Consider the following 24,893-nt stretch of genomic DNA (forward strand, 5'->3'; position numbering starts at 1 on the left):
GCGGAACAGAACGTCGAGACTCTCCCTCACCTCCTCCGAAACCATGCCTGACCAGCGACAATCAAACGATCACGCCCGGTAGAGAAACGGCTTCTGACACCGGCTCGGCCGGGATGATCGACCTGCGCTGACGGTGTCTCATGCAGGGTGTCCGGTGACCCGAATGCTCAGCGGGGGCTCACGGGCCGCTATAGGTGGAACCAGCCAGGCTCGTTGGAACTACTGGAGACGTGTCGCAGCGCGGACAAGGTCGGCGACGGCTCTGGACCGGCTGTGCGGGGGCCAGGCGATGACGGTGGTGACTTTCGGCGCGTCCAGCACGGGCACGGCGGCGAGGTCACCGGGCAGTTGGGCCCGGCACGACTCCGGTGAGACCGCGCAGGCCCGGCCGAGCGCGACGAGCTGCAGCAACTGCGCTTGGTCGCGGACCTGCGGGCCGGGGCCGGGCGGACAGGTGCCGTCGGGGCCGGGCCAGCGCGGCAGAGGCAGGCCCGGCAGCCCGGTGATGTCGGCCATGAGCACATGGTCTCGGACCGTGAGCGGATGCCCGGCAGGCAGGACCGCCACCTGGCCCTCCGCGCTGAGCTCCTCGGTGTGGAACCCAGCCGTCGAGTCGAACGGCCGGTGCAGCAGCGCCACGTCGGCCCGGCCCTCGCGCAGGAGTCGTTCCTGCTCGGCCGGGCCGCACAGGATGACGTCGACGGGGACCGCGCCGGGTTCGGCGGCGTACGCGTCGAGCAGTTTCGCCAGCAGTTCGCGGGACGCGCTGGCTTTCGCCACCAGGACCAGGCCGGGACCGCCGGTCGCGGAAAGGGCGGCGCGGCGGGTCCGACGCTCGGCGGCGCCGACCGCAGCGAGGGCTGCCCGGCCCTCGACCAAGAGCACCGAGCCGGCCTCGGTCAGCGTGACGGTACGGCTGGTCCGATCCAGCAGCACTGCCCCGAGCCGGCGTTCCAGTTGCTGGATGGCCCGTGACAAGGGCGGCTGCGCGATTCCGAGTCGCTGGGCTGCGCGCCCGAAGTGCAGCTCTTCGGCGACGGCGACGAAATACCGCAGTTCCCGGGTCTCCATGCAGCCACGCTACCCGGTTCAATACCCTGTCGGTATCGTTGACCATCGGATCGGTCTTGGACCCCCGGCGGGTTCCAAGGACAGCATGGTCCCCATGAGCGAACGAACGACTGCGCTGGTCACCGGTGCGAACAAGGGAATTGGCTACGAGATCGCCGTGGGCCTGGGCGCCCTCGGCTGGAGCGTTGGCGTCGGTGCCCGAGACGATCGGCGCCGTGAGGCAGCGGTGGAGCGACTGCGCGCGGCCGGCGTCGACGCGTTCGGCGTACCACTGGACGTGACCGACGACGCGAGCGTGACCGCCGCCGCGCGGCTGATCGAGGAACAGGCGGGGCACCTCGACGTGCTCGTCAACAACGCCGCTATCACCGGCGGGATGCCGCAGGATCCCACCCTGGTCGATCCCGCCACCATCCGGACGGTCGTGGAGACCAATGTGATCGGCGTCATCCGCGTCACCAACGCGATGATGCCTTTGCTGCGCCGCTCCGCCTCGCCGCGGATCGTGAACATGTCCAGCAGTGTCGGCTCCCTCACCCGGCAGTCAGGAACCTCCGCTGAGCTGACGGCGGGGCCGGTGGCCGTGGCGTACGCGCCGTCGAAGACGTTCCTGAACGCCGTCACCCTGCAGTACGCCCGGGAGTTGAGCGGCACGAACATCCTGATCAACATGGGCTGCCCCGGCTACGTCGCGACCGACCTCAACGGCCACCGCGGCGTGCGCACCCCCGAACAGGGCGCGGCGATCGCCATCACGCTGGCGACCCTGCCCGACGACGGTCCGACCGGCGGGTTCTTCGACGACGCCGGCGCAGTGCCCTGGTGAAGTGCGCGGCGGTCATCACCCGCCGGAGTGGGCGGCTTCGGAACAAGCCGTGGGCCCCGGGGGACGCTGGGGAGATCTCGGTGCCCGCGGCGTCGTACGTCGCATAAGGTGCTCACTCCGAGGTCGACCCTGACGCCTGAACGCCCGCTGCCACCTCGACAACCCGACCGTCTCGCGGTGAATTCGGCCGCCGCCCACCCCATGGCCCGGCCGGCTGTCGCGCTGTCGCCTCAGTCCAGGTCGGACATGTCGAGCACGAAGCGGTAGCGGACGTCGTTTCGCCGGAGGCGGTCGAGTGCCGTGTCCACCTGTGACGACGGGAGGACCTCGACGTCGGCGGCGATGCTGTTGTCGGCGCAGGACTGGAGCATCTCGGCTGTCGCCGGGCGGCCTCCGCTGCCCGCGGAGCTGAGCTTCTTGCGGCCGATGAGCAGGTCCATGGCCTCGACCGTGATGGGGCCCAGGTACCCGAGGAGGCTGAGGGTGCCGTCCACCGCCACCAGCTTCAGATACGGCGCGAGGTCGTGAGGGGCGGAGATGGTGTCGATGACGACGTCGAAGGTGTCGAGTGCCGCGGCCATCTGCTCGGTGTCGGTGGACGCGATGAGGTCGTGAGCGCCGAGCTTGCGGGCGTCGTCGCGCTTGTCCCGGGTGCGGCTGATGACGGTCGTGGTGGCGCCGAGTGCCACGGCCATCTTGACCGCGAGGTGGCCCAGGCCGCCGAGGCCGGCCACGGCGACGCGACTGCCGGGGCCCACGCCGAGGGCGCGCAGGGGCTCCCAGACGGTGACGCCGGCGCACATCAGCGGGGCGGCCGCGGCCGGGTCGAGGCCGGAGGGGAGCGGGTAGGCGAAGGCGTCGCGCACGACGTACTCGCGGGAGTAGCCGCCCAGGGTGGCCGACCCGTCCTGCCGGTCGGTGCCGCCGTAGGTCAGCGTCGGGAAGGAGTGGCAGAAATTCTCCTGTCCGGCTTCGCACATGGCGCACACGCCGCAGGAGTCGACGATGTTGCCCACCGCGACGTGGTCGCCGACCGAGAAGGCGGTCACCTCGGGGCCGGTCCCGGTCACCACGCCGGTGAATTCGTGACCGGGGACCAGGGGCGCTTCCGCGTGCTGGTCGTAGGCGTCCAGGGCGTGCAGGTCGGTGTGGCACACGCCGCAGTAGTCGACCCGCACCGCGATGTCATCGGGGCGGAGGTCACGGCGCTCCAGCGACGCGCGCCGCAGCGCCGTCGGGCCGGCCGCCTGCCATCCGGTGGGCGTTCGCATACGTGACTCCTTAAACAGACTGTTCTGTCTGTTCCAGCGTAAGCCCGACCGCACCCCAAGGCAAACCAACTGTTCTGTTTGGTAGGCTGCGGGCATGCCGGAACAGCCCCAGACCTCGCGAGGCGCCGCGACCTACCAGCGCATCCTTGACGCCGCCACCGAAGAGTTCGCCCAGCACGGCATCGCCGGAGCGCGCATCGAGCGCATAGTGACGGCGGCGCGCACCAACAAGGCGCAGCTCTACGCCTACTTCGGCGACAAGGAGCGACTCTTCGACGCGATCTTCCTCGGCTCGCTGGAGCGCATCACCAATGTCGTGCCCATCGACGCCGACGATCTCGCGGAGTGGGCCGTTCGTCTCTACGACGAATACCTGCGCCGCCCCGACCTCATCCGCCTTGCGACCTGGACGCGACTGGAGCGGCGGCCTGCCGGGCACCTCGTCGAGACCCACCAGCACTACGACGACCGCAAGCTCACGGCCATCGCCGAGGCCCAGGCCGCGGGGCGGGTCCGCGCAGGTGACCCGTTCGACATCATGGCCATGGTCATCGCCATGTCCATGGCCTGGTCACCGGTCAGCAACGTATATGCGGCCAGCAGCCAAGAACCCGATGACGTACATGACCGGCGCCGAGCCCTGCTCCGCGACTGCGTCCAGAGCGCCACCGCGGCCGGCAGAGGCGAAGCATCCCCCTCATGACTGCCACCGACACCCCCTGGTGACGCTCACGCACGTTGCCTGGGGCTCCGGCCAGGACCGGAGTCCAGTCTCACGCCGGAACTGCGGCTACTTCCCCCTGCGGGGCACGTGGGCCCGGGTTCTGTCGCCCCGGATGGACAGGTCCGGGGCAGCCTGCTCGGGGCCGACGGCGTCGGCTACCACCCACGGCACGCGCAGCGAGCCTGGCGCGACGTCGTCGACCTGCTCGCCGAGTGCGTGCCCGTGACGGAGGATCCGGGGCATGACCCGGGTGGGCACCACCCGGTCGTCGGCTTGGTCCACCGTGACCTCGACAAGGACGGCGTCGACCGCTGAGGTCCGGCCCGGCGAGGCGCCCGCAGCCCTTCGAGCCGGCTGCGGGCGCCCACGGCTGCAGCCGGCCCTACGGGCGCGAGGAATTGGCGGACCCTCAGAGATTGACCCGGTTCCCGATGTACTTGGTCGTCTCGCAGGCCATGCGGTTGCTGCCCTTGAACCGTACGCAGAGCCTGGTGTTGGTGCCGGTGTCCATGGTCGACCACCTGTAGCTGAGGGTTTTGCCCACTCGCTTCGCGGTTGCGCTGTCGTAATGGTCCCCGTTCCAGTACAGGCTCACGGCCCTGCTCTTGATCTTCTTCGGCGGGTTCGACCAGATGGCCGTCACAGCGTTGTAGTCGTTACGGCCCTCCAGACGGATGCAGATCTGAGGTCCGCCGAAATGGTGTGTGCAGGAGCTGCTGTCGGCCATTGCGGGCCCGGCGGTAGTCATCACGAGCGGCAAGGCCAGGGCGGCACCGAAGTACAGGATTTTGCGCATGTACCCCCAACACCGCGGGGGAGCGGAGAGGACACGGCGGCAAGGCCGGGAGCACCCCCACGGGGCCCTGTTCCCGTACAGCTACCGCCAAGCGGACTGCGGCGAATCCTGGCCTGGTCATGCTGGTGTCACCGAGCGGCCTCCCAGGCCGTCCACAGCCCGGCATACACACCACCGGCATCGACCAGCTCTCCGTGGGTGCCGGTCTCGATGATCCTGCCGCGCTCCATCACCATGATCCGGTCGCAGGTTGCTGCTTGGGAGAGACGGTGCGCGACTACGACCGCGGTGCGCCCGGCGAGGACGGCGTCGGCAGCGCGGTCGAGCTGTCCGGCGTACGTGGATCCGGCCTCGGCGGTCGCTTCATCGAGGATCACCAGATCGGCGTCGGTGAGCAGCAGGCGGGCGAGGGCGAGTTGCTGCGCCTGTGCGTCGGTGAGCGGGTGTCCGCCGACACCCAGCAGGGTGTCCAACCGGTCGGGGAGGACATCGAGGATCGATGCGGCGCCTGTGGCCTCCAACGCTGTATGGAGGTCGCGGTCGGTGGCCCCGGGCGCGGCAAGGGTGAGGTTGTCGCGCAGGGTGCCCGCGAAGACGTGGACCTCCTGGCTGATCATCGCGGTGCGGCTGGGGCGAGTCACCCTCCCGGCCTCAGGCAGATGGGTGCCGGCGACCACGCCGGCAAGCGTGGTCTTGCCTGCCCCGGACACGCCGACCACGGCCACGCGCCGACCGGACGGGATGCTGAGGGTGATGTCGTCGAGCACCCGTGGCCCCTGACCGTAACGGAATGAGACCTCGTCGAGCTGTACGGCGGTGCTCGCGGCCTGCGCCGGTACATCCGACGAGCTGAACGGAATCGTGACGACCCCGATCATGCGACTCAGCGACGCGAGGGCGGACTGGAGGGTGTCGATGACCAGCAGCAGCTGGTTGACCGGTCCGAGCAGGCGTAGCACGAGCAGCATGGCGGTGGTGGCGCCGCCGACGGTCGATGCGTTGTGGTCGACGAGGACGAAGCCGACGACGAGTACGGCGGCCAGGCTCAGGCACTCCCCGAGGTTGAGCCGGGCATTGAGCATGCTCAGCACGGTGCGTGCGCGTAGCGACTGCCGCGCGACGCGCCAGGAGTCCGTCATCACCGCCCGGTGTCGCTGCTCGGCGAGCCCGAAGCCGAGCACGGTGGCGTAGCCGCGCTGGGACTCGAGGATCTGCTGGGCACGCGCGCTCATCGCCGTGCGCTCGGCGCGGTAGACCCCCAGTCCGATGCGCAGGTACCACCGCACGGCCAGCACGTAGACCGGCAGCACGACGGCGAAGGCGGCCGCGTAGGGCCATTCCAGCGCCGCGAGCCCGCCCAGCGACACGACGACGGTGAAGGCGGTGACCGTGAGCACCGGGATCACGGCGGGGGCGGCGTCGGCGACCGCGGTGACGTCGTCGCTGGACCGGGAGATCAGGTCTCCGGTGCCGGCGCGCTCGACGAGGTGCTGGGGGAGCGTCATGGCGCGGCTCACGAGCTGCTCGCGCAGCGCGGCGAGGATGGAGTGGTAGACGCGGGTGGCCAGCACGATCGTCAGCGCGGTGCCCGCAGCGCCGAGAACTGCCGCGAGCGCCATGACGACCGTGACCGTCAGTACGGTGGCGAGGTCTGCGGTGCCGGCCTGGACGCGGTCGACGAGGAATCCGATCGTCACGGAAACGATCAGGTCGACGCCGGTGCTGACGATCCCCAGCACCCCGGTCGCGGCGAGCCGGAGCCGGTACCCGCGGCTGAGCCGCCACAGCTCCCTGGCCGTCTCGCGGCCGCTCGCGACCGGCAGCCCGGGCAGCCCGGCATCGGAAGCCGCGGTCTCGGGCACTGCGGTCCCGGGCACTGCGTAAGTGCCGTTCACAGCACCGTCCTTGAGGTCGCGGGTACGTTGTCGGGCAGCTCGACGACGCGGTCGCAGGCAGCGAGCAGCGCCGGGGCCGAGGCGATCAGCAGCGTCGAGCGGCCTGCCCGGATGCCGCGCAGCCGGCCTGCGATCGTGTGCTCGGTGACCGAGTCGACCGCGGTGGTCGGGTCGTGCAGGACGAGCACCGGCGCGTCGCTCGCCAGGGCCCGGGCGAGCGCGACCCGCTGGCGCTGGCCGCCCGAGAGCCGGTTGCCGCCCTCGCCGGCCGGGACGTCGAGGTCGGCCGCGAAGTCGTCGCAAGCGGCGGCCCGCACTGCGGCGTCCACGTGTTCGGGCCCGCCCGCGAGCACGGCGATGTTGTCGCGGAGGGTGCCGCTGAACAGTGTGGCGTGGTGCGGCGCGACGGTGACCCGGGACCGGTACTCGACGGGGGACAGCCCCCGCGCCGCGATCCCGTCGAGCCGCGCCACGGCCCCTCCCTCGGCCCGCGGGTCCAGCAGCGCCTCGACGACCCGGGCGGCGGTCCTGTCGTCGGCGCACACGCCCACGAGCTCGCCGGGCGCGACCCGGATCGTCACGCCGGGCCCGGAGATGCTCGGCACGAACACGTCCAGCTCCGGCAGCGCGGCGACCTCCCGCCGGGTCGCGTCATCGGATCCGGCCGTCGACGTGGCGTTGTCCCGCAGCACGTCGAGGACGCGCACGGATGAGGCGCGGGCGCCGGCGAGGTTGGGGACGGATGTGCTCGCGATCGCCTGGATCTGCGGCAGCAGCGCTTGGGCCAGGCCGACGGCGGTGATCAGCCCGCCGATGCTGAGCTGTCCGTCCACGGCGAACCAGCCCGCCAGCCCCAGCACCGCGGCGACGAACGTGCCGCTGACCACGCCCGAGCCCACGAGGAACCTTCCCAGCAGGCCCGCGTTGCGCCTGGCGCCGGCAAGGGTCTCCTGGCTCGCCCGCCGGTACCGGCTGGTCGCTTCGGCCTCGGCGCGCATCCCCTTGATCACCCGGTAGCCGGTGACCAGGTCCGTGGCCTTGCCGACCGTGGAGGCCAGCAGCTCCTGGTACGCGCGGGTGTCCCGGGAGAGCCGCTCGCTGAGCACGCCCATCGACCAGACCGCGACCGGCGCCCCGAACAGCACCACCAGTCCGAGCAGCCAGTGCGTCGCCAGCAGCGACACCGCGATGAATCCGATGGCTGTGATCCTCGAGACGGGGATGATCGTCAGGATCACCGCGTTGGACAGGCGCGCGACGTCGCTCGTCATCACCGAGACCACGTTGCCGCCCGGCGCACGGGCGGTGCCGCCGACCGGGTGCAGCACGCCCGTGGAGAGGGTGCCGCGGAGTCGGTGCTGCAGTACCTGCACCGCATGGGCGGTCAGCCGCAGCGAGAGCCTCGCCGCCGACGTCAGCGCGGTGTAGAGGGCCCCCAGCACGCCGAGCCACAGGACCAGTTGTCCCTCGTCCCCGGTCGCGACGGCCCGGTCGATCGCGAGTCCCATCACCACCGGGACCGCGGACTCGCCCACCTGCCACACGATCGCCAGCAGCATCGCGGGAACGCTGACCCGCCTCACCGAGAAGATCACGCGCAGCAGGAACCGGTCCGGGGTGGTCCCCGGCCCGGACTCGAACGGCCGGGCACCGAGTGGTTCGGCGGGAGCGAGCAGGAGCACCGGCAGCCGGCGGGTCAGCGGTCCCCGCCCCAGGCCTGCGGTGTCGGCGCCCGGGAAGCGCCGGGAGTTCCTCATGCCCGGCTCCGATCCCTGCTCCTGAGCGGGAAGCACCAGAGGAGGGCGTCGGCGAAGAGTCCTCGCCACCACGCGTAGTCGTGTCCGCCGGCGAACTCCCTGTAGAGGGTGCCGTAGCCCTTTCCGGTGAGTACGTGGTCCAGCCAGCGGCTGTGGGTGTTCGAGCCCTCCAGCTCACCGGCGTCGTGAAAGATGCGGACCGGTGCCGTTTCCGCGGTCAGGTATGCGTCGATCAGCGTCGGTACGGGGGTGCGGCGCAGCAGCTCACCGGACCCGGTGCCCCACCTGAGGTCAGGGTGGTACCCGCACGACGGGGACTGGAGGATGGCGTTGCCGAACACCGCCGGGTGGTGGAGCGCTGTCCAGCCGGCGCACAGACCGCCGAAGCTCTCGCCGGCCAGCGCGACGTCACCGGGGTCCCGCGAGAGCGGATACCGGTCGTGGAGCCACGGCAGCAGTTCCTGGACCAGCATCCGGGAGAACGCCGGGTTGCAGAGCAGCTCCTTGTCGCGCTGCGGTGCGGGCTGGCCGACCAGGACCACCGCGCAGGGGCGGATCAGTCCTGCCCGGACCAGGGCGTCACGAACGCTGGGCGCGCTGTGTTCCGGCGTCCCGTCCAAGTGGATCACGAAGGGCAGTGCGCTCTCGTCCGAGAACTCTCCCGGCGGCATCGAGACCCAGATGCGGCGTTCGTCTCCCAGGAACTGGCTCGCCAGCACGGCAGGTTCCACTGCCGGGGCCGGCCGCGCCTCGGCCTGATCGAGCCAGGGCAACGGCGCCGCGTCGGGCAGCACCGCCACCGAGGCCCCGGAGAACCGCTCCACCGAGCACTCCGAGAACCTCGGTGGCGGGTTGAACGGGTCCGGGACCCGTTCAACCCCACCCGTCGGCCCACGTCGTGCGAACACGTACGAGAAACGCAGGTCGGAGCGCATCCGCAGGGTGAGGACGCGGAACGGCGTCCCCGCCACCGGGGCGAATTCCCCCTCGATCGGGTTGAAGCCGATTCTGGGCCCGATCACCACCGCGAGGGTGACCGCCGTGTCGTCCCCGGGCTCGTCGACGAACGTCACCTCCACCTCGTCCGCAGAGACCCGCTCGACAAGAGGTGCACCCGCCTCCTCGACGTGCCGTCTGAACCTTTCCGGGCTCCACTCACCGGCCGACAGCTTCGCGACCGACGGATCAGCCATTTCGCGCACTCTCCATGCCTGTGTCGTCGGCGTACCTCTGCCGGGTCCGTTCGCGGCCGAGCGGCACCACCTGGGGGCTGCCGGCCACCGGATCGCGCACCACGAGGCAGCGCAGGCCGAACACCTCCTCGACCAGCTCGGCCGTGACGACCTCGTCGGGAGTGCCCTCGGCGACCACGGCGCCGTCCTTCATGGCGATCAGATGGGTGCCGTAGCGGGCAGCGTGGTTCAGGTCGTGCAGGACCGCGACCAGGGTGTGGCCGACGTGGTGCAGGTCGGTGAACAGCTCCATCAGCTCGATCTGGTGGGTGATGTCGAGGAAGGTGGTCGGTTCATCGAGGAGCAGGATGTCGGTGTGCTGCGCGAGCGCCATCGCCACCCACACGCGCTGACGCTGCCCGCCCGACAGCTCGTCCACCAGGCGCCCGGACAGGCCGGCGACCGAGGTCCGCTGCATCGCCCTGAGCACGGCCCGCTCGTCGTCCTCGGTCCACTGCCGGATGAACCCCTGGTGGGGGTAGCGTCCCCGGGCCACGAGGTCGGCGACGGTGATCCCGTCCGGGGCGATCGAGGTCTGCGGCAGCAGTCCGACCCGCCGCGCCACCTCTTTGGTCCTGTAGGAGCTGATGTCGGCACCGTCGAGGACGACCTGACCGGCCGACGGCTTCCGCAGCCGGGACAGGCTGCGCAGCAGGGTGGACTTGCCGCACGCGTTCGGGCCGACGACGACCGTGAACGACTCGTCGGGGATCGCCACCGAGAGCTGCTCGGAGATGATCCGCTTGTCGTAGCCGATCGTCGCCGACTCCACACGGAGGCGCGGGGTGTCGGCCGGGGTTGCGCTCACAGGCGTCTCCTGGCTTCGGTGAACAGCAGGTATCCGAGGTAGCCGCCGCCGAGCACGACGGTGATGATGCCGACCGGCAGCGGGGTGGGGGCGACGTGCTGGGCGAGGTAGTCCGACGCCAGGCACAGCAGCGCGCCGACGAAGGCGGCGGGGGCGAGGGTGATCCCGGCGGTGCGGGCGAGCCGGCGTCCGATCTGCGGGGCGACCAGAGAGATGAACGCGATCGGCCCCGACGCGGCCGTGACCGTCGCCGTCAGCGCCACTCCCACCAGGATCAGGCCGAGGCGTGCGGGCGAGACCCGTACCCCCTGTGAGGCGGCCGCGTCGTCACCCAGCTCCATCTGCCGCATCGGCCGGCTCAACATCCCGGCCAGCAGCAGGAGTCCGGCGATGCAGGCGCCGCCGATGACGACCTGGTCCCAGGACACGCCGTTGAGCGACCCGGCACCCCACGCGGCCGCGGACATCGCTTGGTCCAGGTCGGCCTTGAGGATCAGCCAGGTGTTGAGCGACCCGAGCATCGCCGAGACGCCGATACCGACAATGATCAGCCGGAATCCCTGCACCCCTCGCCGGTAGGCCAGCACGTACACGGCGACGGCGGTGGCCATCCCGCCCAACAGCGCCCCGCCGACCAGCTGTACGTAGGTGCCGTTGACGACCAGGATCACGATCAGTGCGCCGGTGTAGGAGCCCTGGGAGAACCCGACGATGCCGGGGTCGGCGAGAGGGTTGCGCATCAGTGACTGGAAGACCGCGCCGCTCACGCCCAGAGCCGCGCCGAACACCAGCGCCGCGGCCACCCGGGGCAGCCGCCACTCGACCACGACCTCATGGACGACGCCGGTCTCCCGGCCGGTCAGTGCGGCGAGCACCTGCCCTGGGCCCAGCGCGTACGAGCCGGTCATCAGGGCGAGCACCGCTGTACAGGCGATCGTGATCGCGAGCACCGCGCAGATGACGACCGAGCGCCACTGGAGCCGTACCGCGATACGCCGGTGCCTCAGCACCAGCACCCGCCGCCCGAAGTCCACCCGCGACATGTGCGTGCTCATAGTCCGCTCGACTTCTTCTGCCGCACCAGCGCGACGAGGACGGGGGCGCCGACGAAGGCGGTGACGATACCCACGGGGATCTCGCCGGGACTCATCACGAGGCGGCCGAGAATGTCGGAGCCCAGCAGCAGGCTCGGGGCGAGGAGAATGCTGTAGGCGAAGATCCAGCGTTGGTGCGGGCCGACGATCCAGCGGGCCACGTGCGGCACCATGAGCCCGATGAATCCGATGGGTCCGGCGATCGCGGTGGCGCCACCGGCAAGGAGGGTGAGTGCGATCACCGCGAGAACACGGGTGCGTACCAGCCGGACCCCTTGGGCGACCGCCAGCTCGTCACCCAGGGCCAGAGCGTTGAGCGGGCCCGACACCGCGAAGGCCAGGACGAGGGCCACCGCGAAGAACGGCAGGACCGGCCACACGACCTCGAGCGGGCGACCCGCGATCGACCCGGCGTTCCAGTTCCGCATCGCGTCGAAGGCGTCCGGATCCGACAACTGGAGCGCCTCCCTGGCACCGCCGAGCACGGCACCGACGCAGACGCCGGCGAGCACCATGACCACCGGCGAGGAGCCCTGCCGTGTCGACCCGAAGGCCAGCACCAGGAGCGTGACGACCAGTGCCCCCGCGAACGCGAACCACATGTAGCCCTGGACGTCGCGGACCCCGAGCAGGCCCACGGCGACCGTCACCGCGACGGACGCACCGGCATGGACGCCGAGGACACCCGGATCGGCCAGGGGATTGCGGGTGAGCGCCTGGATCAACGCACCCGACAGACCGAGGGCTACGCCGACGACCAGACCCACGATCGTGCGCGGCAGCCGGAAATCGCGGATCGCGAACTGGTCGATGTCGGCCGAGGAGTGGAACAGCGCGTCCCACACCACTGACGGCGCGATCGCCGTCGAACCGATCATGACACTCAGCACCAGCAGGCCCACCAGTACCACCAGGGCGACGACCAGGCCGAGCAGACGACGAGGCGGTCCGGGCACTCTCTCGGTGCCCGGACCGTCCTGCCGCACGGCGAGGGCTGTCACTGCTTGCCGGGGAGGGTCGCCAGCGCGCTGCCGAGCGAGTCCAGGTACTGGTTGACGGGCCCGTAGGAGTTGTTGCCGGGGCAGAAGACTCCCAGCGCTCGACCGGAACTCACGGCGGGCAGCGCCTTCCAGGTGTTGGTCCCGGCCACCGGCTTGAACGGCTCTGCCGGCCGGCCTTCCGCGTCGACGGGGTAGGTGATCACGTCGTACCGGGACAGCTCACCGATCCGCTCGAACGGCAGGGATTCGTACGCCAACGGGTCCTTGCCCTCGGCCGCCTCGGGGAGATCCAGCCCGATGTCGTCCCGGGCGATCTCGGAGCAACCGATGTCCGCGATGTAGAACGTTCCGGGATCGCTCCAGTCTCCGCGGGAGACGTCGACGAACGAGGTGCCGTTGATGATCTTGCCGTAGGTCTCCTGGATCGTGGTGACCTTTTCCTTGAACTCCGCCTTCTGCTGGCTGAGTGCATCCGCGACGTTGCCGGCCTGCGCGATGGCGTCGGCGAAGGCCTTCCACTCGGTGTCGAGCCCCCAGGAAACGGTCGGGGCGATTGCCTCGAGCCGCTTGCCGACCTTGTCCCAGTCGTCCGAGGAGAACTGGACCAGGATGAGGTCCGGCTTGAGGGTGGCGAGCTTCTCGAGGTCCACCTCGCCACCGCTGCTGCCGACGATCTCGGCTGCCTCGTACGCAGTCCTCTGTTCCGCCGGCAGCACGTCGAGGTCGGAGTCGGACACCTCGGTGACGCCCACCGGCTCGCCACCCAGATCGATGAAGGGGAGGTTCGTGTTGCCGATCGTCACGATGCGCCGGGGGTCGACGGGAACCTCGATGGTGCCGTTCTCGGCCTTGACGCTGTGGGTCTCGGCGGCCTTGTCGCCGCGGGTTGCGGCTGCCTTGCCGCCGGTGTCGTCGCCGTCACCGCCGCAGGCGGTGAGGACGAGCGACGCGCTCATCAGCACGGCGGCAAGGGCTGCGCCGCGTCTTATCAGGGGCGTGTTACTCATGGGCGTTCTCTTCTTCTCGGTGTTGGTTCTCGGAGTGAGGGGTTCAGCCGGCGGTGGAGCGGAGGAGCTCGTGGACGGTGGCGCCCAGGCCGACGGCGTGCGCCGACCTGCGCGTGAGGCCGGCCCGGGTGATGACGGCGTCCAGCTCCGCTGAGGTGCGAAGGCCGGAGCCGTGGCAGACCAGGCCGATCAGGTCTTCCTCGCCGTCGTGCTCGTCGAGCTCGTCGGTGTCGAAGACCTCCTCGATCAGCAGCACCCGTCCGCCAGGGACGAGGTTCTCGGCTGCCCGGCGTAGTGCGTGAGCAGCGTCGGCGTCGGGCAGGGTCTTGAAGGCGCGGCTGACGAGCACGGCGTCGGCCGCCGGGCTGGGCTCGAAGACGGACTGCTCCAGCACGCTGACCCGCGTGCGTTGCTGCTCGTCGGGAATCGTGGCGGGCAGGTCGCGGCGCAGCCAGTCGGCCTGGGCGGGCAGGGCGCAGATCGTCACGCGCAGCCTTTCGTGGGCTGCGACGTACTCACGGGCGTGGGCGCCGGCACCACCGGAGTGGACCACCAGGTGCTCGACTCCGGCGAGCAGGCCGGACGTGGCGATCGGTTCGGCCAGTGCGGGCTGGAACTTCGCCAGGCGCTCCAGGTGACGGTTCTCGTAGTCCTGTTCGGCTCGCACGTCGGCAAAGGTCTGCCCGGTGACCGAGGCGTAGGCGGGCCGGCCGCTGCGGACCGACTCCGTGAGGCCGTGGATCCCGAGCATCTGGCGACCGACCACCCCGGCGGAGTGGAGCCGGTCGGCGATGAATTCGAGAGTGAGGACGTCGCCGACCGGCGTCAGGGCGTAGTGCCGCGGTTCTGTCTCGGTCACCACGTCCAGGGTGTGCAGGTAACGCAGCAGCTTGCCCAGAGCGCGCTCGTCGGCGCCGGTCTTGGCGGCCAGTTCGGCCACGCCGGTCACGCCGCGGGAGACGAGATCGGGAACGCCCAGCTCGACGGCGGTGCGGATCGCGATCGGCGCGACGAACTCGGTCAGGCCGTTGAGCTTCTGGAACGGGGTGACCGTCCTCTCCGGGTCGGGTACCGCCCCGTCGGTCTCCAGTGCGACGACTTCGGAGCGACGCCAGTAGCCGGCGAAGTCGATGTCCTCCTTGGGCATGCCGCGGTCCTCGACCAGGTGACGGCGGATGTCCCGGACGGCCGTGTGCTCGCCGGCCAGCCATGCGAACGCCTGGCCCGGCCACCACTCCGCACCGCGGACGGTCTCGGTGAGGAGCGGCACGGTCCCGGCTGCCGCGCCGGGGCGGACCAGCCACGTCACGTCGACCCCGGGCAGCTCGCGCAGCTCCTGGCGGTGGGCGTCCTCGGCGATCTCGATGAACACCTGCGCGCGGGCGTCGGACGGGAGCTCGTCGAGCAGGCGGCCGATCGCGGGGAGCGCGGTCTCGTCACCCGCCACGAGCAACCAGTCGGCGCCGGCCGGGAACGCCTTGGACGTGCTCGGGCCGCTGAGATGGATCCGGTCACCCGGCTGGGTGCGACAGGCCCACGTCGTTCCCGCGCCCACCCCGTGCTTGGCGAAGTCCACGTCCAGCTCGCCGGCCTCGGGGTCCCACCGGCGGACCGTGTAGGCCCTCGACAGAGGCCGAGGATCCTTGGGCACGATCAACTTGGCCTCGGCCTGGACCGGGAGCACCGGATCGCGCCGGCCCGGGTACGGGAAGTAGAACGCGAGGTCGTCGTCGAAGCCCGGGGACTCGAAGGCCGGCCGCACGAGGCCCTCCGCAGTGGTGAACGCACGCAACTGTTCGCCGCTCAGCGTGACCCGCCGCATTCCCGGGGTGATGTCGACGGTCCGGACCACCTCGACCTGACGCAGGGTCGGCGGGCGCACGGTGAGCCGGCGCGAGGTTTTGGGCATGCGGGAACTGACCTTTCCGGTCGCTTCGAGGGCAGGGGTCGCGCACCGGCATCGGCTGAGGGCGCACTGCTAAAGTTAGGTGAACCTTACCTGAAAGGGTGTGCGCAGGCTGCCGTAGAGTTAGGACATGGTGGTTCCCTTCTCGTTCGCCGCAGGCACCGGTGACCCGCCGCCGATTCCGTCCGCGCGGTTGGGTCCGGCGGATGCGTCCGTTCGGCCGCTGCTGCTCTGGGTTCGCACCGGCGCGGCGCACGTGCGCCTCGACGGCGGGCCGGTGCTCCACCTCGAGGCCGGCGAAGGCGCCTGGATCCCCGCAGACGGCTGGGCGGAGCGCGCGATCACCACTGAGCCGGGCACTGTCGCCTTCCCGCTGTGGCCCCACGCCGGCGTCGGCGCTTGGGGACCGTCGGAACTGACGCGGTTCGACGTACCCAGTGGCTGGCAGGACTGGTTGATCCAGCTCTTCAACCTCCAGGTCACTCCCTTCAGCGGCCGCGGATACTCCCCCGAGGCGATCGAGGAGCTCCTTCGGCGCCCTGGCTCGCGCTCGCCGACGCCCGCCGGTGTCGGGCGAAGGCCTCTCTCAGAGGCGATCTCAGAGGCGATCCCGGAGGGGTTCGCCTCGCCGGCGATGCCACGAGCCCTCGGCGCCGGAGCGGTTGCCGAAGAACTGATGCGGGACCCCGCGCTCGACCTCACGGTCGAGCAATGGGCTGCGCGGGTGCTCTCCAGCGCGCGCACCCTTCGCCGTGACTTCCTCGCCGACACCGAGCTCACGTTCGAGCAGTGGCGACTGCTCTGCCGACTCGGCGCTGCCGTGGAGCTCCTCTCCGCCGGTTACGACGTGGACCAGGTGGCCGCCCGAGTGGGCTTCGCCAGCCGCAACGGCCTCACGCGGGCCTTCAAGGGACGGTTCGGACTGACCCCTCACGAGTTCGGACGGGAGCTCTCCGCTCGACCTGGCGCCGGCGGACTGACGCAACGGGCAGCGGCGGCACGGCAGACCGACGACCTGATCCGGATGATGCGCAAGACGGACACCCCCGCTGCGCCCGAGATGCTGCCCGCGGCCAGCACGCCGTCGCACACCAACGACATCCATGTCCTCAGCTGGATGTACCGAGGCAGCGGGTACCTGGACATCGGCGACCGGCGCTACGAGCGGGAGCGAGGGGTGGCGACCTGGATCCCCGCAGGAATGGAGCATGTCACCGGCCTCCGCGAGAACTCCGTCTCCCTGCCGCTGGGCAACGCGAGTACCGGCGACCTCCAGCTGACCATGCCGCTGCAGGTGCGGTTCTCGCCTGCGTGGGACGACTACTTGATGTTCTGCTCGATCAGCGCCCGGTCAGGACTGCGTCCTGACGACCACAACCCCCGCCACATCCTCGACCTGTTCGCGGAACAGGTCGCGGCGCAGCGAGCGCTGTCGGTGCCGATGCCCACCGATCCGCGCGCGCGTGCCGTCGCGATGGAGTACTTGCGTCGTATCGGCGAGCCTGACGGGACGCATGATGCTGATGTCCGCGCCGAGATCCACCGTGCCTTCCGTGACGAGACAGGCATGACACTGGGGCGCTGGCGCTATGCCGCCCGTATGCGCATCGCTCGCGACCTGCTCGCCGGAGGCGCCCCGCCCAGCGCCGTCGCGCGCCGGACCGGCTACGCCCACCTACCCACGTTCAGTGCCGCCTTCTCCCGCTTCCACGGACTGTCTCCACGCGACTACCAGCAGCGCGAGTCCGAGCGGAACCAGTAGCGCCGTTGCTGTGGTGCGAAGCGGCCCGCCCGCGGACGAGCAACAGCGCACGCCTTTCCTCGCCGCCCGCCGCACGGTCATCGTGACGGCAGTGCAGTGCCTGTTTCCCGCCTCTGCGGCCTAGCCGCATACCTGCGGGCAGTGCGGATGTCCATGTCGCCCAGTGCTGCCGCACGGAGGCTCAGTCCGTCGTCGAAGCGTCTTCAGCGCACCAGGAGACCGATAGCGACTGCCAGTCGTTCGAGGTAGAACTCCCGGGATGGGGCCTGATGCTTGAGGCCGATCGATGCGCTGATCATCGTCTGCGCGGCAGGGAGGGCCGCCTCTCGTCCTGACTCGACGGCGATGGCGTCTGTGATCAGTTCCTCGAAACGTCGCGGTGCGGTCTTGACGATCTCTCCGAGCAGGTCGGGATTGTCCTCGATGACCGTCGCGACATCGCGCGTCAGCGGACCGATGTAGCGGCCCGCCCACTGGTCGAATGCTTCAGTGAGGCGCTCTGGAAGGGGGCGGCCGCTGTCGGCCAGGACCTGTTCGACCGTGGCGATGTCGCGATCCAAGGCCTGGGTGGAGCCTCTTCCGGACTCGGGATCGAGACGGCTCGTGCGCTGACCGCTGCCGGGGCGGAAGTGACGCTCGCCGTCCGGAACACGACGGCTGGTGACGCCGTCGCCGAGACGATCGGCAGGTCGACCGGAGAAAGTCGGCCCCGCGTCGTCCGACTCGACCTCGCCGACAGGGCCACCGTCGCACGGTTCGTCGATGCGTGGAGCGGCCCGCTTCACCTGCTGATCAACAACGCCGGCGTGGTCACCGGCGGCCTCGAACGAACGCGTGAGGGCTGGGAGCTGCAATTCGCGACGAACCATCTTGGCCACTTCGCGCTGGCCACCGGCCTTCACCACGCCCTGGCCCGAGGAGCGGCGGACCGTGACGGAGCACGAATCGTCTCGGTCAGTTCGACGGCGCACATGCGGTCCGGCATCGACTTCGACGACCTGCACTTCGAGCGCCGCAGCTACGACCCGCAGATCGCCTACGCCCAGTCGAAGACGGCAAACTCCCTCTTCGCCGTCGAGGCGGCCCGCCTCTGGGCTGCCGACGGCATCGTCGCCAATGCGGTGAACCCCGGCGGTATCGCGACGGGACTGCAGCGGAACTTCACACCAGAACAAAAGGCATCGCTCGACGCGGCCGAGGCCGCCGGAGTCTTCACGTACAAAACGGTCGAGCAGGGGGCCGCCACCAGTATCGTCGCGGCCGTCGCCCCCGAGTTCGCTCACTCCGGAGGCCACTACCTCGACGATGCGCAAGAGGCCTACACCGTGCCGAACGACGCCGACCTCGCGCAGCACCCGCATGGTGTCAAGGAATGGGCGCTCGACCCCGCCACTGCCCAGCACCTTTGTGCCGTCTCGATCGGCCTACTCCGCGTCTGACCCCTCTTCGCCACAGCGTGCCGCACCAGGGCAATGTGCCGCACGCGCGTGAGAGTGATCCGAAAGAGAAACCTAAGACCTGTTCAGTAGGGCACGGTGTCCTTGCCGGCCGTCTGTGTTGTAGATCGTCCGGCGGGGTGGTTCTGCCGATGAGTTCACCGTCCTCGAACGGTCTGCCCAGCGACACGACCGTTCTCGACAGGAGTGCCATGTCCACCATCCAGCCCGTGATCCTGACTGCCGACCAGGACGTTCTGCTCGGCTTCTATACGAAATTGTTCGGCGCTGAGAAGATCTTCCGGGTACCGGAGGAAGGCGCCGCCTTCTACCTCGGCCTGCGCATCGGCGACACCGACCTCGGGCTGGTGGCCAAGGCGAACCCGGGGACCGGGGCGGCGCCGCGGATCCTGCTCAGCATCGGTGTCGACGACGTCGACGAGACGCTCGCCCGGGTGGAGGCGCTCGGCGGCTCGGTCAGCGGAGGCCCCAACGACATGCCGTGGGGACAGCGCGTCGCCCACATCAAGGACCCCGACGGCAACCCGGTGAACCTCACTCAGCCGATCCCGGCCCGGTGACACTGATCCTGGGGCATGTGCTGATCGTGGGCTATTCCGCGCAGCGGCTCCAGCCTGCCCCGCACCCCGACCTACAGCCCCAGCGCCTCACCGATCTGCCGGGTCGTGACCGCCCCGCCACCTGGACGACCGGCGAGCCGGCCGCCGCCCGCTCCTCGCCCATCCGCTGCAGAACTCGCTCGGCCACGGCGAGCTCGTCCCGCTCGGCCCGCTCGGCTCGATTCGGCTACGCGTCGCGCCTGTGCAGCAGCAGGCTGCCGACCAGCAGCGCGGCCGCGGCCCACGTGGCGAGTACGCCCAGGCCGGCCCATGGGCCGATGGGCAGCTCGTGCAGATGGACGGTGGCTTGGACCGCGAGTCCGGCGGTCATGGGCGAGATCTGCTGGAGGTGCCGCTGCCACTCCGGGTCGTTGACCACCTGGGTGACGACCGGGAAGAGATAGAGCAGCCCGAGTACGATCCCGATGGCAGTCGCCGCCTCCCGTACCGCCGTCGCGACGCCGAGGCCGATCAGGGCGATCAGGACGAGGTAGAGAACCGAGCCCACGGCCGCGCGCAGGGTCGGGCCGTCGGCCAGGGACAGCGGGGCATAGCCGTGGGCCTCGGTGAATCCGTTGCCGGGCAGGATGTAGCGGCCGGCGAGGAGCGAGGCGAGGACGGCAGCCGTCCCGGAGATCAGGACGACCGTGGTGAGGACCGTCGCCTTGGCGGTGAGGACGGTGAGCCGGTTCGGCACCGCCGTGAGTGTGGTGCGGATCATTCCGGTGCCGTACTCGCCGCTGACGGCCAGCACCGCGAGGACGGCGATGACCGCCTGCCCGACGGTGACGCCGGTCAGGGCGAGCTTGACGGCGTCCTGGCCGCACCCCGTATCCGGGCACTTCACGGCCTTGGCGGTTCCGCAGCCGAGGGCCACGGTCAGCGCGACGGCGAGCAGGAGCAACCTGCCCATGTCCCCTGTGGTGCGCAGCTTTGTCCACTCCGCGCGCAGGGCGCGGCCGAAGTCCCCTCGCCACGCGCCGTCAGCCGTGCTCGTGAGTCGTGCACTTCTCAGGAGACTCATACGTCCCTCCCGCGCAGCCGCACCACGGCCAGACCGAAGGCGAGCGCGGCGTATCCGCACAGCACGGCGAGGCCGGCCCATGGCGCCAGCGGGTAGTAGCCGGTAGACGGTTCGTACACGCTGAGCACCTGCGCGTACTGCGGCAGGGTCTGCTGGATGGCGAAGCACGCAGCCGGGGTCACCCGCAGCAGCCACTCCGAGACGCCCGGGGGCAGTACGCCGGAGGCGGCAAGCAGGAAGGGCAGCACGATCGACGCGATGACCAGGGCGACCGCCGTGCTGCTGCGCCGCAGCAGGGCGCCGACGCCGAGAGCGAGTACGGCGGTGGCTGCGCAGAGCAGGCCGGTGCCGACCATGACGCGCACTTCGGTCGCCGACGTGATGGGGAAGACATGGAAGCCCCTGCCGCGCGCGCTGCGTTCCCCGACGGGAATGGTGATCGCGGCGGCCACCAGGCCGATGGCGAACGCGACGCCCCCGGCCACCAGCGCCTTGGCACCGAGCACCCGGCCCCGCAGGGGGGTTGCCGCCATGGTCGTACGCAGCAGACCGCGCCGGTACTCGCCGGTGATGAACACCGCGCCCAAGGCGATCACCACGATCAGCCCGGCGAAGGTGCCGACGAGGAAGTTCTCGACGGAGAAGCCGACGCCCATCACGGGTCCGCCGACGACCGGTGCGATGTCACCGGCCCCGGTCACGGTGAACCCGCCGCCGTCGGTCTGGGTGAAGCCGCCCTTGGTGGTGTTCGTGTAGCTGCCGGAGGTGCCCGCGTCGCCGCCCACCTGTGTGCCGCGCCACGCGCCCCGGGACCAGCCGCCGGTGAGAGCGGGCAGGCCGAAGGTGCCCGTGGCCACGGCGGGGCTGAAGCCCGTGCCCGCCGCGGTGTCCTGCTTCGCCTGCGGTGACGTGGCGAAGAGCCCGGCCTGCACGGTGTGCGCAAGCCCCGGCAGCTTCGCATGGCCGACCTCGGTCCAGTGGGAGCCATCGGTGGAGGCGTAACCGGTGAGGCTGCCACCGGACCGGACCAGGCGCAGCCAGCGCGGGGACTCCTGGGTGACCTTGCCGGAAGGGCCCGCCGTGTCGTGCGTGTAGTCGTACTGCATGCGCACACCGTGGCCGCCGGTGGCCATGACCGCCGCGTACGGGGATCCCTGGGCGAGGCTTTCCTTCACGATGATCCCGGCCTTCGCCCAGGGCTGGACGCCCTGGGCCGTCTTGCCGGGCCCGGTGTCGGCCACACCGGTCAGCGACCGCAGGGGAACGGTGAGGGTGCCGTCGCCGGTGAGCGTCTTGTGGACGAAGTAGAAGCTGTCGTTGACGGCCTCGCCGCCGGGTCCCTTCGGGTACGAGGCGGAGTCGGAGCCGCGACCGCCGGGGGCGGGGGCGGCCGTGCCGAGCAGGCCGACCACGATCGTCACCAGGAGCGCCCCCGCCATGGCGAGGACCCAGCCACGTACCGTACGGAACTTCGTCCACTCGGAGTGCAGCGTCCTGAGGAACCCACTCTGCTCAGCGCGCCTCGTGGCCGGGGGACGAGTGGCCGGGGGACGAGGGGTGACGGTGGCGGTCATCGCGTAGCCTCCCCCGCCGGGATGCCCCGGTACTCCACCGCGTCCCGGGTGAGCTCCATGTACGCCTCTTCGAGCGTCGCCCGGTGCGCGGACACCTGGGAGAACGGCACCCCGTTCCGGGCGAGCAGTGCCACGATCTCCTCGTCGGGCAGGCCCGTGACTCCGAGGGTGTCGGGGCCGGTGGCGAGAACGGTGGCGCCCGCGCCGTGCAGGACCTGGGTGGCGCGCGCAGGCGCGGAGGTACGCAGGGTGACCCGGCCGCCGGACGCCTCGGCGAGCAGCTCGGACACGCTGGTGTCCGCGACGACCCGGCCGCGGCCGACCACCACGAGATGGTCCGCGGTGTCTTCGAGTTCGCTCATCAGGTGACTGGAGACCAGGACGGCGCGGCCCTGCCGGGCCAACGACGCCAGGAAGCCGCGCATCCACACGATGCCGTCGGGGTCGAGGCCGTTGAACGGCTCGTCCAGCATGACGACCGGCGGGTCACCGAGCAACGCCGCTGCGATCCCCAGGCGCTGGCGCATGCCCAGCGAGAAGCCGCCGGCCTTGCGCCGGGCCGCCGTGCCCAGGCCGGCCTGGTCGATGACCTCGTCCACCCGCCGGGGCGGCACGCCCTGTGAGTGGGCCAGCCACAGCAGGTGGTTACGGGCGGTGCGGCTCGGCTGCAGCGCGGAGGCGTCGAGCAGTGCCCCCAGATGCCGAAGCGGGCGACGCAGGGTGCGGTACGGCACTCCGCCGACCAGGGCCTTACCCTCCTCCGCCGCGTCAAGGCCCAGGATCACGCGCATGGTGGTGGACTTGCCCGCGCCGTTCGGGCCGACGAAGCCGGTCACCCGTCCGGGCTGCACGGTGAACGTCATACCGTCCAGAGCCAGCTGTGGCCCGAAGCGTTTACGCAGACCGATGACCTCGATCGTCGCCTTCGTACTCTCATCGCTCATGGGCCCCACCCTGTGACGGAGCGAGTTACAGGGGCCGAACGGTCACTGTCATCTCGCTGTTAGGCGCCTCGGCTTAGCCTGGCCCGGTACGTGTCCTCGTGCGGTGGCGAGAAGGGAGCATGCGGATGAAATGGGGTCCGCCCCGACGGCTCGCGGGCCTGACTGCCCGGTTCGGCCTGCGCCGTGGCACTGCCCGCACCCGCTTCACCGCCTTGTACGTGACTCTGTTCCTGCTGTCGGGAACGGCGCTGCTCGCCATCGCGGCCGTGGTGGCATCCGGAGGATCGAGGGACAGCCGGATCGGCCCCGATGCCGGCACCGGTCAGCCCGCCACGGCGGCACAGGCCCAGGGCCGCATCGACGAGCTGGAGCAGCAGCTGGCCCAGGCGCACGACACCCAGTCCCGGCAGATCCTGATCGCCTCCGTCACAGCCCTCGGCATCATGGCGGTGGTCTCGGTCGGCCTTGGCTGGTTCATCGCCGGCCGGGTGCTGCGCCCGCTGCGCGTGATGACAGCGGCCACCCGCCGGATCACCGCCGACAGCCTGCACGAACGCTTGGCCATCGGCGGCCCCGGCGACGAGGTGAAAGACCTCGCCGACACCATCGACGACCTCCTCGGCCGCCTGGAGGGCTCCTTCGACGCCCAGCGACTCTTCGTCGCCAACGCCTCCCATGAGCTGCGCACCCCGCTCACCACGATGCGGGCCTCCCTGGACGTGGCCCTCGCCAAGCCGGGCCCGGTACCAGCGACCACGGCCACGCTGGCCGCCCGGATGCGCGCCGGACTCGACCAGGTGGACCGGCTGCTGGAGAGTTTCCTCGTCCTGGCTCGCACCCAGCACGGCGAGTTCACCGACTTGGCGCGCCTCGCCCTCAGCCAGCTCGCGCTGACCGCCCTGACCGGACGGGCAAAGGACATCACGGCCAAGGGACTGACCGTGCGTGAAAACCGGATCGACGACTCCGCGTGGGTGTGGGGCAGCCAGACGCTGCTGCGCCGTGTGGCCGACAATGTGGTCGACAATGCGATCGCGCACAACGACCCCGGGGGCTGGATCAGTGTCGCGGTAGGGGCCGAAGGAGACGACGCAGGCGCGGTGTCCCTCGTCGTCGAGTCCAGCGGACCGGTCCTCGACCAGCGGCGGGTGGCGGACCTTGTGCAGCCCTTCCGCCGTCTCGGCGCCGACCGGACCGGCACCGGCCAGGGAAACGGCCTCGGCCTCTCCATCGTCGCGGCCATCACCCAGGCTCACCACGGCGCCCTGGAACTGCGCGCCCGCCCCGACGGCGGCCTGCGCGTGACCATCACCCTCCCCCGTACGGACGGCAGGGCGACGGCGGAAGCCCCCGACACAGAGACGGGCGTGGCGCGTTGAGAGTCCTGGTGGTCGAGGACGCCCGCCCCCTCGCCGAAGTCATCGCCGAGGGACTGCGCGACCAGGGCATGGCCGTGGACGTGGCCCACGATGGGCTCGACGCCGCGGCCAAGCTGGACGTCAACGCGTACGACGTCGTCGTGCTCGACCGCGACCTGCCAGGCATCCACGGCGACACTCTCTGCCAGATGATCACCGAGCGGGACGACCGCGTGATGGTCCTGATGCTGACCGCCGCCGACTCACCCGGTGACCGCGTCAGCGGCCTGACCCTGGGTGCTGACGACTACCTCGCCAAGCCCTTCCACTTTCCCGAACTCGTCCTGCGCATCCGCGCCCTGGCCCGCCGCCGCCCCGCCGCCCGGTCCCGCACCCTGAGCGCGGCGGGCATCGAACTCGACCCGATGCGCCGCACCGCCGGCCGCGACGGCCGCCGGCTCGACCTCTCCGTCAAGGAATTCGCGGTACTCGAAGCCCTCCTGAACGCGAGCCCCGCCTTCCTCAGCACGGAAGGCCTCCTCGAACAGGTCTGGGACGAACACGCCGACCCGTTCACCAACACCGTCACGGTGACCATAAGCCGCCTGCGCCGAAAGCTCGGCGACCCCCCGGTCATCGCCACCACACCCGGCGTGGGATATCGGATCATCGACCCAGCCGCCCCACCCGACTGAGCAGCCGACAGGGGGCGGCGGCCCACGAGCGGAGGCGGTGTTCAGTGCACCTGACTCCAGTCATCTGCGCTGCCGACTTCAGAGACTGAGGG

At 70.6% G+C, this 24,893-nt stretch carries 23 protein-coding genes; 8 read left to right on the top strand and 15 right to left on the bottom strand.

All coding sequences use genetic code 11. The features are described 5' to 3' along the window. Positions 1 to 219: 219 nt before the first annotated feature. A complete protein-coding gene (locus tag ACIRD8_RS35610; RefSeq protein ID WP_404001241.1) occupies positions 220 to 1,071 on the bottom strand; it encodes a LysR family transcriptional regulator in 852 nt (283 codons plus the stop codon). Positions 1,072 to 1,165: 94 nt separating this feature from the next. Here ACIRD8_RS35610 and ACIRD8_RS35615 point away from each other — a divergent pair, with 94 nt between their 5' ends. After that, positions 1,166 to 1,897, top strand: a complete 732-nt coding sequence (locus ACIRD8_RS35615; RefSeq protein ID WP_404001244.1) for an SDR family oxidoreductase — start codon at positions 1,166 to 1,168, stop codon at positions 1,895 to 1,897. A 230-nt stretch (positions 1,898 to 2,127) separates the two neighbouring features. Here the strand turns inward: ACIRD8_RS35615 and ACIRD8_RS35620 are convergent, their stop codons facing one another. Next, positions 2,128 to 3,168, bottom strand: a complete 1,041-nt coding sequence (locus tag ACIRD8_RS35620; RefSeq protein ID WP_404001247.1) for an NAD(P)-dependent alcohol dehydrogenase — start codon at positions 3,166 to 3,168, stop codon at positions 2,128 to 2,130. Positions 3,169 to 3,262: 94 nt separating this feature from the next. Here ACIRD8_RS35620 and ACIRD8_RS35625 point away from each other — a divergent pair, with 94 nt between their 5' ends. Further along, entirely contained in the window at positions 3,263 to 3,871 is a 609-nt protein-coding gene (locus tag ACIRD8_RS35625) for a TetR family transcriptional regulator (RefSeq protein WP_404001249.1), read from the top strand. A gap of 108 nt (positions 3,872 to 3,979) precedes the next feature. After that, positions 3,980 to 4,207: a hypothetical protein gene (locus tag ACIRD8_RS35630; protein WP_404001405.1), complete on the top strand. Its 228-nt coding sequence runs from the start codon at positions 3,980 to 3,982 to the stop codon at positions 4,205 to 4,207. A gap of 94 nt (positions 4,208 to 4,301) precedes the next feature. Here the strand turns inward: ACIRD8_RS35630 and ACIRD8_RS35635 are convergent, their stop codons facing one another. The 9 genes from ACIRD8_RS35635 to ACIRD8_RS35675 form a co-directional block, all read right to left on the bottom strand. Then, complete coding sequence (locus ACIRD8_RS35635; protein ID WP_404001252.1) at positions 4,302 to 4,688, bottom strand: hypothetical protein; 387 nt, start codon at positions 4,686 to 4,688, stop codon at positions 4,302 to 4,304. Positions 4,689 to 4,816: 128 nt separating this feature from the next. Continuing rightward, positions 4,817 to 6,583: an ABC transporter ATP-binding protein gene (locus ACIRD8_RS35640; protein ID WP_404001255.1), complete on the bottom strand. Its 1,767-nt coding sequence runs from the start codon at positions 6,581 to 6,583 to the stop codon at positions 4,817 to 4,819. Beyond that, positions 6,580 to 8,340 (bottom strand): ABC transporter transmembrane domain-containing protein, encoded by a 1,761-nt coding sequence (locus ACIRD8_RS35645; protein ID WP_404001258.1) that lies wholly within the window; start codon positions 8,338 to 8,340, stop codon positions 6,580 to 6,582. The genes ACIRD8_RS35640 and ACIRD8_RS35645 overlap by 4 nt, the downstream gene beginning before the upstream one ends. Next, positions 8,337 to 9,533: an alpha/beta hydrolase gene (locus ACIRD8_RS35650; protein ID WP_404001261.1), complete on the bottom strand. Its 1,197-nt coding sequence runs from the start codon at positions 9,531 to 9,533 to the stop codon at positions 8,337 to 8,339. Before ACIRD8_RS35650 ends, ACIRD8_RS35645 begins: the two co-directional genes overlap by 4 nt. Further along, the gene (locus ACIRD8_RS35655; protein WP_404001264.1) at positions 9,526 to 10,380 is read right to left on the bottom strand and encodes an ABC transporter ATP-binding protein; all 855 of its coding nucleotides are present in this window, start codon (positions 10,378 to 10,380) and stop codon (positions 9,526 to 9,528) included. Before ACIRD8_RS35655 ends, ACIRD8_RS35650 begins: the two co-directional genes overlap by 8 nt. Further along, positions 10,377 to 11,435: a FecCD family ABC transporter permease gene (locus tag ACIRD8_RS35660; protein ID WP_404001267.1), complete on the bottom strand. Its 1,059-nt coding sequence runs from the start codon at positions 11,433 to 11,435 to the stop codon at positions 10,377 to 10,379. Before ACIRD8_RS35660 ends, ACIRD8_RS35655 begins: the two co-directional genes overlap by 4 nt. Further along, positions 11,432 to 12,475 (bottom strand): FecCD family ABC transporter permease, encoded by a 1,044-nt coding sequence (locus tag ACIRD8_RS35665; protein WP_404001270.1) that lies wholly within the window; start codon positions 12,473 to 12,475, stop codon positions 11,432 to 11,434. Before ACIRD8_RS35665 ends, ACIRD8_RS35660 begins: the two co-directional genes overlap by 4 nt. Then, positions 12,472 to 13,482, bottom strand: a complete 1,011-nt coding sequence (locus tag ACIRD8_RS35670; protein WP_404001273.1) for an ABC transporter substrate-binding protein — start codon at positions 13,480 to 13,482, stop codon at positions 12,472 to 12,474. The genes ACIRD8_RS35665 and ACIRD8_RS35670 overlap by 4 nt, the downstream gene beginning before the upstream one ends. Positions 13,483 to 13,525: 43 nt before the next feature. Continuing rightward, positions 13,526 to 15,391: an SIP domain-containing protein gene (locus ACIRD8_RS35675; RefSeq protein ID WP_404001276.1), complete on the bottom strand. Its 1,866-nt coding sequence runs from the start codon at positions 15,389 to 15,391 to the stop codon at positions 13,526 to 13,528. A 127-nt stretch (positions 15,392 to 15,518) separates the two neighbouring features. Between ACIRD8_RS35675 and ACIRD8_RS35680 the strand changes: the two genes are divergently transcribed. After that, positions 15,519 to 17,150: a helix-turn-helix domain-containing protein gene (locus tag ACIRD8_RS35680; protein ID WP_404001279.1), complete on the top strand. Its 1,632-nt coding sequence runs from the start codon at positions 15,519 to 15,521 to the stop codon at positions 17,148 to 17,150. 203 nt (positions 17,151 to 17,353) lie between these two features. Here ACIRD8_RS35680 and ACIRD8_RS35685 read toward each other — a convergent pair whose 3' ends face one another. Continuing rightward, a complete protein-coding gene (locus tag ACIRD8_RS35685; RefSeq protein ID WP_404001282.1) occupies positions 17,354 to 17,710 on the bottom strand; it encodes a TetR/AcrR family transcriptional regulator in 357 nt (118 codons plus the stop codon). Here ACIRD8_RS35685 and ACIRD8_RS35690 point away from each other — a divergent pair. After that, positions 17,681 to 18,589 carry an SDR family NAD(P)-dependent oxidoreductase gene (locus ACIRD8_RS35690; RefSeq protein ID WP_404001399.1) on the top strand — a complete coding sequence of 303 codons (909 nt, stop codon included), beginning with the start codon at positions 17,681 to 17,683 and terminating at the stop codon, positions 18,587 to 18,589. The genes ACIRD8_RS35685 and ACIRD8_RS35690 overlap by 30 nt on opposite strands. Before the next feature lie 209 nt (positions 18,590 to 18,798). After that, positions 18,799 to 19,167, top strand: coding sequence for a VOC family protein (locus tag ACIRD8_RS35695; RefSeq protein ID WP_404001285.1), 369 nt, complete (start codon positions 18,799 to 18,801; stop codon positions 19,165 to 19,167). Between the two features lie 226 nt (positions 19,168 to 19,393). Here the strand turns inward: ACIRD8_RS35695 and ACIRD8_RS35700 are convergent, their stop codons facing one another. The 3 genes from ACIRD8_RS35700 to ACIRD8_RS35710 are packed head-to-tail and all read right to left on the bottom strand — an operon-like array spanning position 19,394 to position 22,748. After that, positions 19,394 to 20,230 carry an ABC transporter permease subunit gene (locus ACIRD8_RS35700; protein WP_182455997.1) on the bottom strand — a complete coding sequence of 279 codons (837 nt, stop codon included), beginning with the start codon at positions 20,228 to 20,230 and terminating at the stop codon, positions 19,394 to 19,396. Further along, positions 20,227 to 21,804, bottom strand: coding sequence for an ABC transporter permease subunit (locus ACIRD8_RS35705; RefSeq protein WP_404001290.1), 1,578 nt, complete (start codon positions 21,802 to 21,804; stop codon positions 20,227 to 20,229). The genes ACIRD8_RS35700 and ACIRD8_RS35705 overlap by 4 nt, the downstream gene beginning before the upstream one ends. Further along, positions 21,801 to 22,748 (bottom strand): ATP-binding cassette domain-containing protein, encoded by a 948-nt coding sequence (locus tag ACIRD8_RS35710; protein WP_404001293.1) that lies wholly within the window; start codon positions 22,746 to 22,748, stop codon positions 21,801 to 21,803. Before ACIRD8_RS35710 ends, ACIRD8_RS35705 begins: the two co-directional genes overlap by 4 nt. A 218-nt stretch (positions 22,749 to 22,966) precedes the next feature. Here ACIRD8_RS35710 and ACIRD8_RS35715 point away from each other — a divergent pair, with 218 nt between their 5' ends. Continuing rightward, positions 22,967 to 24,127 carry a sensor histidine kinase gene (locus ACIRD8_RS35715; protein ID WP_404001296.1) on the top strand — a complete coding sequence of 387 codons (1,161 nt, stop codon included), beginning with the start codon at positions 22,967 to 22,969 and terminating at the stop codon, positions 24,125 to 24,127. Then, a complete protein-coding gene (locus ACIRD8_RS35720) occupies positions 24,124 to 24,801 on the top strand; it encodes a response regulator transcription factor (protein ID WP_404001299.1) in 678 nt (225 codons plus the stop codon). The genes ACIRD8_RS35715 and ACIRD8_RS35720 overlap by 4 nt, the downstream gene beginning before the upstream one ends. The last annotated feature ends 92 nt before the right edge of the window (positions 24,802 to 24,893 follow it).

The sequence above is a fragment of the Streptomyces sp. NPDC102451 genome (genome assembly GCF_044765485.1).
In the GTDB taxonomy this organism is placed as follows: Bacteria; Actinomycetota; Actinomycetes; order Streptomycetales; family Streptomycetaceae; genus Streptomyces.

What these genes read in the sequence shown, in the direction of transcription:
- ACIRD8_RS35645 (WP_404001258.1), bottom strand. Translation starts at nt 8,340, where the DNA reads ATGAGGAACTCCCGGCGCTTCCCGGGCGCCGACACCGCAGGCCTGGGG.
- ACIRD8_RS35700 (WP_182455997.1), bottom strand. Translation starts at nt 20,230, where the DNA reads ATGAGTCTCCTGAGAAGTGCACGACTCACGAGCACGGCTGACGGCGCG.
- ACIRD8_RS35660 (WP_404001267.1), bottom strand. Translation starts at nt 11,435, where the DNA reads ATGAGCACGCACATGTCGCGGGTGGACTTCGGGCGGCGGGTGCTGGTG.
- ACIRD8_RS35620 (WP_404001247.1), bottom strand. Translation starts at nt 3,168, where the DNA reads ATGCGAACGCCCACCGGATGGCAGGCGGCCGGCCCGACGGCGCTGCGG.
- ACIRD8_RS35705 (WP_404001290.1), bottom strand. Translation starts at nt 21,804, where the DNA reads ATGACCGCCACCGTCACCCCTCGTCCCCCGGCCACTCGTCCCCCGGCC.
- ACIRD8_RS35650 (WP_404001261.1), bottom strand. Translation starts at nt 9,533, where the DNA reads ATGGCTGATCCGTCGGTCGCGAAGCTGTCGGCCGGTGAGTGGAGCCCG.
- ACIRD8_RS35710 (WP_404001293.1), bottom strand. Translation starts at nt 22,748, where the DNA reads ATGAGCGATGAGAGTACGAAGGCGACGATCGAGGTCATCGGTCTGCGT.
- ACIRD8_RS35695 (WP_404001285.1), top strand. Translation starts at nt 18,799, where the DNA reads ATGTCCACCATCCAGCCCGTGATCCTGACTGCCGACCAGGACGTTCTG.
- ACIRD8_RS35625 (WP_404001249.1), top strand. Translation starts at nt 3,263, where the DNA reads ATGCCGGAACAGCCCCAGACCTCGCGAGGCGCCGCGACCTACCAGCGC.
- ACIRD8_RS35675 (WP_404001276.1), bottom strand. Translation starts at nt 15,391, where the DNA reads ATGCCCAAAACCTCGCGCCGGCTCACCGTGCGCCCGCCGACCCTGCGT.
- ACIRD8_RS35610 (WP_404001241.1), bottom strand. Translation starts at nt 1,071, where the DNA reads ATGGAGACCCGGGAACTGCGGTATTTCGTCGCCGTCGCCGAAGAGCTG.
- ACIRD8_RS35680 (WP_404001279.1), top strand. Translation starts at nt 15,519, where the DNA reads ATGGTGGTTCCCTTCTCGTTCGCCGCAGGCACCGGTGACCCGCCGCCG.
- ACIRD8_RS35670 (WP_404001273.1), bottom strand. Translation starts at nt 13,482, where the DNA reads ATGAGTAACACGCCCCTGATAAGACGCGGCGCAGCCCTTGCCGCCGTG.
- ACIRD8_RS35615 (WP_404001244.1), top strand. Translation starts at nt 1,166, where the DNA reads ATGAGCGAACGAACGACTGCGCTGGTCACCGGTGCGAACAAGGGAATT.
- ACIRD8_RS35635 (WP_404001252.1), bottom strand. Translation starts at nt 4,688, where the DNA reads ATGCGCAAAATCCTGTACTTCGGTGCCGCCCTGGCCTTGCCGCTCGTG.